At 57.1% G+C, this 8070-nt stretch carries 5 protein-coding genes; 1 reads left to right on the forward strand and 4 read right to left on the reverse strand.

Features of this window, described 5'->3' with window-relative positions:
• Window positions 1–606: 606 nt before the first annotated feature.
• Complete coding sequence (locus ABLV11_RS21995; protein WP_108704041.1) at window positions 607–2970, reverse strand: glycoside hydrolase family 31 protein; 2364 nt, start codon at window positions 2968–2970, stop codon at window positions 607–609.
• Between the two features lie 15 nt (window positions 2971–2985).
• Window positions 2986–4287, reverse strand: a complete 1302-nt coding sequence (locus tag ABLV11_RS22000; protein WP_348855774.1) for an MFS transporter — start codon at window positions 4285–4287, stop codon at window positions 2986–2988.
• Window positions 4288–4585: 298 nt separating this feature from the next.
• Between ABLV11_RS22000 and ABLV11_RS22005 the strand changes: the two genes are divergently transcribed.
• The gene (locus ABLV11_RS22005; RefSeq protein ID WP_004100514.1) at window positions 4586–5659 is read left to right on the forward strand and encodes a LacI family DNA-binding transcriptional regulator; all 1074 of its coding nucleotides are present in this window, start codon (window positions 4586–4588) and stop codon (window positions 5657–5659) included.
• Here the strand turns inward: ABLV11_RS22005 and ABLV11_RS22010 are convergent.
• The gene (locus ABLV11_RS22010) at window positions 5656–6921 is read right to left on the reverse strand and encodes a DUF1479 domain-containing protein (RefSeq protein WP_126488829.1); all 1266 of its coding nucleotides are present in this window, start codon (window positions 6919–6921) and stop codon (window positions 5656–5658) included. The genes ABLV11_RS22005 and ABLV11_RS22010 overlap by 4 nt on opposite strands.
• Before the next feature lie 136 nt (window positions 6922–7057).
• Complete coding sequence (locus ABLV11_RS22015; RefSeq protein WP_004100518.1) at window positions 7058–7873, reverse strand: Cof-type HAD-IIB family hydrolase; 816 nt, start codon at window positions 7871–7873, stop codon at window positions 7058–7060.
• Between the last annotated feature and the right edge of the window lie 197 nt (window positions 7874–8070).

Below are 8070 nucleotides of genomic sequence, written 5' to 3' on the forward strand. Positions count from 1 at the left end.
TTCCTGTTGTTTGTCCCGGATTGCGGCGCTGGCGCGCCTTGTCCGGGTATCTCCCACAGACGGTGATGAACCTGTAGCCCGGGCAAGGCGCGTTGAGCGCCGCCCCCGGGAGCAGCGCGCAGAATACCCCTTGCAGAGAACAGAGCGGCTGAATTCCCCGGAGGCGATGCTGCGCATCTGTCCGGGCTACCGCACTGCAGACGGCGATGAACCTGTAGCCCGGGCAAAGAGCGTTGAGCGCCGCCCCCGGGAGCAGCGCGCAGAATACCCCTTGTAGAGAACAGAGCAGCTGAATTCCCGGAGGCGATGCTGCGCATCTGTCCGGGCTACCACACTGCAGACGGCGATGAACCTGTAGCCCGGGCAAGGCGCGTTAAGCGCCGCCCCCGGGAGCAGCGCGCAGAATACCCCTTGCAGAGAACAGAGCAGCTGAATTCCCGGAGTCGATGCTGCGCATCTGTCCGGGCTACCGCACTGCAATCGGCGATGAACCTGTAGCCCGGGCAAGGCGCGTTGAGCTCCGCCCCCGGGAGCAGCGCGCAGAATGCCCCTTGCAGAGAACAGAGTGGTTGAATGCCCCGGAGGCGCTGCAGCGCCTTATCCGCACTACACCCGCCACTCGCTCTTTTCTTCACCATTCACCAGCAGCCTGCGGGTTTCCCCTGCAGGTAACGACACCTTCAACGCTTTCCACGCCGGTCGATAATCGCCGCGCGCGTTGACCTTCAGATTGATGCTGGCGCTATCGCAAACCATTTCCCACTCTACCCACAGCGCATGGCCATTCTGGTAACCCCAGCTTTCGCCATCATCCTCAAACAGCAGGCCGCGGCGGGTCCCCACGCCTTTCAGCGGGAACAGTTTCAGCTCACGACGATCGTCTTTTTGCGCATCGACGTGACGGATGCGTTCGCTGAGCGGCAGGCCTGCTCCGGCACGAACCAGCAGCGGCAGCTTTTCCAGCGGCGCATCAAGGACGATCCACTGCCCGCCGGCGAACCACTGGTGGCTATCAAAGTCGTACCAGCCGTCCTGATTAGCCGGCAGCCAGACGCGGCGCTGACGCTCACCGGGCTCGACGACGCTGGCGACCAGCAGATCGCGACCCAACAGGAAGTCGTCGCATTCGGCAAACGTCTGCGGATCGTGCTCGTGATCGAGGAAGGTCGGGCGCAGCATCGGTTCATCGTCGGCGTGAGCCTGCCAGAGCAGGGTATAGAGGTACGGCAGCAGACGATAGCGCAGCTCAATGGCCGCACGGATGGCCGGCGTGATTTCCGGATACATCCACGCTTCATTAACCGTCTGGTCGTCATTCCATGAGTGAATGGTAAAGCGCGGATGCATAACGCCGTTTTGCACCCAGCGAACGAACAGTTCCGGGTCCGGTTTATCGCCAGAGAAGCCGCCAACATCGTGGCCGACGTTGAACAGTCCGGAGAGGCTCATTCCCAGCCCCATCCGGGTGTTGTAGCGCAGCGTGTCCCAGTTAGTACGGTTATCACCGCTCCAGGTCTGAACATAGCGCTGCATCCCGGCGCAGCCGGAACGAGAGATAAGATACGGACGTTTGTGCGGCGCAAAGCGCTGCTGAGCCTCCAGCGACGCGCGCATCATCAGCAGCGGCATGACCGGGCGAATATGTTTAATGGCAATCTCCTGGCCAAACCCATAACAGCGGGCTTCGCCGTCCCACACTTCATACTCGTTATTATCGTTCCACGTGGAGTCGATACCCATCTCCAGCAGCTGGGTTGTCACGCCTTCCTGCCACCAGGCGACGGTCTGCGGGTTGGTAAAGTCGAGGTGCGACCCTTCGTCGTCCCAGAAGCTGGAGCGCTCGGGGGCATCGGCCTGTGAATCACGAATAAATAGCCCGCGTTCCGCCACTTCGTTATAGCGCGGATGGTCCTGCAGCAGGCAGGGCTTAATATTGGCGGCGAGCTTCAGCCCGGCATCGTGGAAGGCCTGGCTCATCACCTGCGGCTGCGGCACTTTATCGTAGTTCCAGTTAAAGACATAGCGTTTGCCATTAATCGAGGTATAGCCGGATGAGAGCTGAAACGAATCGCACGGAATGGCGTGTTCATCGCACAGACGGATAAAGTTCATCAGCTGGTTTTGCGCATCCGGCGCGTCGGTGTAATGCATCGTCGAACCGCTATAGCCGAGGCTCCATTTTGGCCCAAACAGCGTTTTACCGGTCAGGCGAACGAAGGCTTTAGTGATATCCAGTACGCGCTTGCCGGTGAACAGATAGTAATCGATGTCGCCAGCTTCCGCCTGCCAGCGGCGATAGGCGGTATGGTAATTATCGATTTCGTTACCGAGATCCAGCCAGCAGCTGCTCAGGTTGTCGTAAAACAGGCCGTAGCTGACATCGCTACGCTGCGCGATGGTAAATGGAATATGTTTATACAGCGGGTCGGTGCTCACCGCGTTATACCCCATCGCGTCGAGGTTACGCATCTCATAGCGTTTGCCGGTACGCTGCAGATCGCCCGCCTTCTCACCCAGACCGTAGAAGCGCTCATCTTTACGTCGGCTCAGGTAGTGGGCAACGCCGTCGCCGTGCGCATTCGCCAGATAGGCGCTGGTCGGGCGGTCGTTCGCCAGCGGCTGCCACTCGCCGGCTTCATCGCGATAGCTCCATTCCAGCCACAGCGGCTGGTGGACGATAACGCGCAGCTGTTCGGTGACGATACAGAGGGTGCCTTCCTGTTCCGTGAGCTGCCAGGCGGGGAGGCTAAAGCCGCTTAGCTCTTCGCGCGGACGGCCTTCCCACGGCACATCCTGTCCGGGAGCGATACTCCAGGTGCGATCCACCGCCAGCTGACCGTGCCGTTTCAGCAGCACGCGGAACATATTCTCTTCCAGAACGTACAGACACAGGGTGTGTTGGCCGTCGACGGTCAGCTCAACGTGGTGCTCCAGCCGTTGGCGTAAAGTCCAGTTTTTCAAAGTCTTCATTTTTTACATCCACTCTCAGGCGCGTTTTGCGCATCGTTCAGCAATAAATGCCACCAGGAATACCGCGCCAATCAGGTCAAAGAACCCCATGGCGATAAACAGCGGGTTGAAGCCGATTTTGTCGGCGGTGACCCCAATTAACAGTGAGAACAGAAAGCTGGCGATCCACGCGGCGGATCCGCGCATGCCGTTCACGGTCGCCATCTGTCCTTTATCGAACGACTCCACCACCAGCGCGCTGAGCATGCAGGAGATAATCTGGTGACCGAAGCCACCTATTGAAATCAGTACGATGGTGATATAGGGATCGCGGGTGATCGCCACGGTGGCGAGCGAAATCATCAGGAAGGCGCCGGTCACGGAGCTGGCGACCACCGAGTTCACCCGTGAACAGCCGAACCAGCGGGTATACAGTTTGGTCAGATAGCCGCTGGCGACGCTGCCGAGGTCGGCCGCCAGAAACGGTAGCCAGGCGAACATAGCGATTTGCTTTAAATCCATTCCGTGCTCTTTTGCCAGATAGAGCGGTACCCAGAAGCTCAGCACCGCCCAGGCGGGTTCCGCCATAAAGGCCGGAATGGCGATACCGTAGAAGCGCTTGTTTTTTGATACGGTTTTCAGCGCGGTAAAGAAGGGCAGTTTGACCGGCGGTGCTTCATTATCCTGCTGGATCAGCGCCAGCTCAGCTTTCCCGAGGTTAGGGTGCTTCTCCGGATTATGATAAAACGCCCACCACAGCACGACCCACAAGAGCGCCAGCGCGCCGGTGAACATGAATGCGCCCTGCCAGCCGAACGAGGCGTGCGCAAAGTAGATAATCGGCGGCGCCAGCATGGCGCCGACCGAGAAACCGACGCCAGCCCAGCCAGCCGCTATCGGCCGCTCGGATTTTGGAAACCACTCACCCAGCGTTTTGGCGTTGGCTGGCGTCGCCGCAGCCTCAGCGCCGCCCATAAAAAAGCGCAGGATCGCCAGGTGCAGCCAGCTTCCCGCACCGGCATGGGCAATGCAGGCGACGGCCCACAGCGTGGCGCAAATCATAAAGCCGAGCTTGAGGCCGATTACGTCGATGAGCCAGCCGCAGAGCGGCTGGAAAATGGTATAGGCCAGCTGAAATGCGCCGACTATCCATGAATACTGTTCGGTGGTAATACCCAATGAGGTTTTTAATTCCGGGGCGATAATCCCCAGCGAGTTGCGCGTAATGTAGTTCACGGTCACGCCCAGCAAAAACAGCACCAGTATCCACCAGCGCAGATTTTTTACTATGCGGCCTGATTTACTCACCGCCATATCATTATTGAGACCTTGGCTCATAGAACTCTCCACGAGACATGTAGTAGGGAAAATTGACCAGCCTGATTCCTGAGTGGTCGCTAAAATTTTCTGTTTCGTTGTTCGATAATGCTGTTTTTCCGCCACGATTGGTTGACTTATTTGATTTGTGGTGGACCAATTCAGGCTAAGGGAGAAAAGAGGTGGACCCTAGCGGCAATTCTGCAAATTTTTTCATGAGCCGATCGCGATCGCAGTAAGAAGCGGGCAATTCCCTTAAAAATATTCATATTCTGAATATGAAAATTTTTTCATCAGCAAATTAGAGCGCGATCACAAAATGGATAAAAAGCTAAAAGTGAGCGAAATAGCGGGCCGCACGGGGCTCTCTGTCAGTACGGTATCGCGAGTGCTGGCAGGGAAAGCGAATACCAGCGCCAGGGCCCGCCAGAGGGTTCTGGAGTGCGCTCGCGAGCTGGGCGTCATGGACGGTATCGCCGCCGGGAGAATGCTGCTCAATAATCTGGTGGTCTTTGCCCCTCAGCGGGCGTTCGATGAGCGTACAGATATTTACTACTATCGCGTTATTCAGAGCATCAATTCGGCGCTGGTGCCCCATGAGGTGCATCTGCGCTACTGCGCGCTGGAGGAGAATGACAGCGATGCCAATTTGTTTTTGCAGCGAATGCATGAAACATCGACCCAGGCCGCCATCTTACTGGGAATCGACGATCCGCATATTCACGATCTGGCGGCGGACCTGGCCAAACCCTGCGTGATGATTAACTGCCACGACGCCGGAATGCGCCTCCCTTCCGTCGCGCCGGATCATCGACTGATCGGTCAATTCGCCGCCCGCTATCTGTTTGAGATGGGGCACCAGGCGATCATGAACGTGATGTGCCTGCGCCGCTATACTATGGAACTGCGTTTACTGGGGATTAAGCAGGCGTGGCGTGCGCGGAATCTGCGCTTCGTCGATAGCATGGATTTAATCGACGTCGCCAATTTCAGCGCCCGGGATACTGAGACAAAAGTGGGCGAGTGGCTGGATCAGCGCGGTGATGGCCCGCTGCCAACGGCGTTTCTGGTAGGCGGTGATTTTATGGCGGCAGGGACGATCGCTGCTCTGCAGAAGCGCGGATTACGCGTGCCGCAGGATATTTCTATCATGAGTATCGACGGCTTTAACCTGGCGGCGATTCAGGATGTGCCGTTAACCGCTGTCCACGTCCCGCGCGATGAATTAGGCGTTGAAGCAGTACATTTGTTGCAGCAGAGGCTGATTCGTCCCGATGCGCCGCACGGCTCACTATTATTGCATGGTACGCTGGCGGTACGTGATTCGGTGCGGCGGATACGTGCCGGTAACCGCCGCACCGCCGTTGAGCCTAAGGGGTTATACGACGATTAATCCGCCATCCCCAGCGCCCGCTTGCCGTGGACATTTAAATCCTCCAGCGTGAAGCGGCCTTCCCAGTCGGTTTCATAATCTTCACGCGGGAAATCTCCCGGCGAAGCGCCGCGCGCCAGCGCGGCTTTAACCTTCTGCGCGTAGGCGAGGTTTTTCTCACACATCGGCGCGGCGGGAATATACATGACGTTGCCCCAGCCTTGCTGATTTTCCACCGGCGCGACTGAGTGGATGATGTCGCAGTGCCACCATACCGAATCGCCCGCATTGAGCGCCGGAATAGAGCTTAAGGCTTTGATCAGCAGCGGGTGCCATTTTTCCGAAATCGGCAATACCTTGCCCGGCGCGACGCCGCACAGTTCATCCTCCGGCACATCGTCGAGCAGCGGACGCAGCAGTACGTAAGCCATAGCTTCCGGGATCGGCACGACGTGCAGCAGGCCCTGATCGGGGATCATATCGGAGAGCGCGGTCCAGCCCTGGAAGGTACGGAATACCGAGCATTTGGTGGTATTGTCGACCGTGTACTCTTCGACGTCAGTACGGTGCGCCGCGTCCCACGGGTCGTAAGCATCAACATTGCCGTTAAACACGTCGGCAAACACTTTCTGATAGGCCGGTAGCAGCCAACGTTCCAGGGCGCCGGAATCGGTATGCGCGCCCAGACCTTTCGAGGTGGTTCCCGGCGGGCGGCGGCGAATACGGTCCGGGTAAATAACGCTGATATCCGGGTTAAACCACTGCTTGCCGTCGTGGTTAAACGTCCACAAGCGGTTAAGAAATGACTGTGCGGCGGCCATTTCATCGCTCTGGCGCGCCTGCATCTGCGCCTGGGACCAGTAAATCGGATAGATTTCCGGGCGCGACGCTTCCAGTGAACCGAAAAAAGTATCGCCGGGGCCTTTGTAGACCTCATCGAAATGGTTGCGGTCCAGATACGCGAGCATCGAGTTATCCCATCCCAGCGCCTGTTCGCGGGGAAAATGGCTCTTGATCACCACGCAGCCGCGACGCTTGATGAGCTCGCGCTGAGCTTGCGTGACCCGATCCCGGGCAATATCGGCGAACGGGATCGTCGGCCAGACGTCCTGTCCGCTGGTTTTAAGGGCATCAATCTCTTCCACTCGCGCAGCGATTCGCGCCGTCAGACGATCGAACACCGCCTGCACGTCGCCAATTTGCGCCCGCAGCTCTTGCTTGATCTGGCGGATGGCCGCTTTTGGGTCGGCAGGTAAAGTTTCACAGGTACAGGTAATAGCCATAATGACCTCTCATCTTTCATTCGAAAGTATTAAATCTTACATACGATAATTTAAGTTAAAATTAAGTTAATGCAAGTTTAAAATTATGCGGAGATGCACAAAATGGAAAATCGGGGCGGTAAGCCCCGGAGAGGCGTTACTTGTCGAACGGGGTGGCGTGGTCGAGGACGGCCTGAATCACCTTCAGCGCGCCGTCGTGGTTGTTGTCATCGGTAGCATAACGCGATACCGCCTTAATGCTTTCGGCGGCATTGGCCATCGCGAAAGAGTATCTCACCAGCTTCAGCATTTCCGTGTCGTTCGCGCTGTCGCCGATGGCTACGCACGCCTGCGGCGAAATGTTCCAGCGCTTAAGCAAGCGGCTGATACCGTTGGCTTTATGCAGGCCGGGGATGATCAAATCGACGAAGCCAAAACCGCTGGTGACCGGCTTCATAATGCCGTCCAGCGAGACGTGCAGTTTGTCGATAAGCTGCGGAATTTCGCTATCCGGCAGGTTAAGGGAAAACTTAAACAGCTTATCGTCGATGTCATGGTAGCTGCCAATACGCTGCAGACGATGGTAGTGCTTTGACATCAGCGCGACAAAGGCGTCGGGCGCGCGATCGCTGACGTAAGCGCTCTCGAGGCCGCAGGCGACAAAGTTGAGCTGCGGGTCTTTGAGCAGTTCGCCAATCACTACCTGGGATTCATGGCGAGTAAGTTCACCGTGGAACAGCTGTTGACCGTGTTCGAAAACCAGCGCGCCGTTCTCGGCAACAAAGGAGATTTGGTCGCGGATTTCCGGGAAAAAAGAGATCAGCTGATAGTACTGGTTGCCGCTGGCGACCACAAATTCAATACCCTGCTGCTGGAGTTGCGCGAACTGCGCAAGAAAACGCGAGCGATCGTACTGCTTGGCGTCATTGAGAAAAGTTCCGTCCATATCGGTGACGATAACTTTAACGGTCATAACACATGCTCCTGGCTTAACTTCGACCAGTAACATTCTAATTACAATGTGATGGGGAGCACAAATTTATTTCGAATGAAAGTTTGTGTTCACCCTTGTGCAGCATAAAACCCCGGGTTGCGGCGTAAACGCCTTACCCGGACTTGTATTATTAAAAAACCAGAAAGAACCGGCCTGTTCTCTCTGGTGGTGGTCCG

Source organism: Klebsiella sp. GW_Kp181 (assembly GCF_040062315.1).
GTDB lineage: Bacteria > Pseudomonadota > Gammaproteobacteria > Enterobacterales > Enterobacteriaceae > Klebsiella > Klebsiella oxytoca.

Bases quoted from the DNA above. Each gene is read 5' to 3' on its own strand.
- ABLV11_RS22000 (WP_348855774.1), bottom strand. From the start codon at position 4,287: ATGAGCCAAGGTCTCAATAATGATATGGCGGTGAGTAAATCAGGCCGC.
- ABLV11_RS22010 (WP_126488829.1), bottom strand. From the start codon at position 6,921: ATGGCTATTACCTGTACCTGTGAAACTTTACCTGCCGACCCAAAAGCG.
- ABLV11_RS21995 (WP_108704041.1), bottom strand. From the start codon at position 2,970: ATGAAGACTTTGAAAAACTGGACTTTACGCCAACGGCTGGAGCACCAC.
- ABLV11_RS22015 (WP_004100518.1), bottom strand. From the start codon at position 7,873: ATGACCGTTAAAGTTATCGTCACCGATATGGACGGAACTTTTCTCAAT.
- ABLV11_RS22005 (WP_004100514.1), top strand. From the start codon at position 4,586: ATGGATAAAAAGCTAAAAGTGAGCGAAATAGCGGGCCGCACGGGGCTC.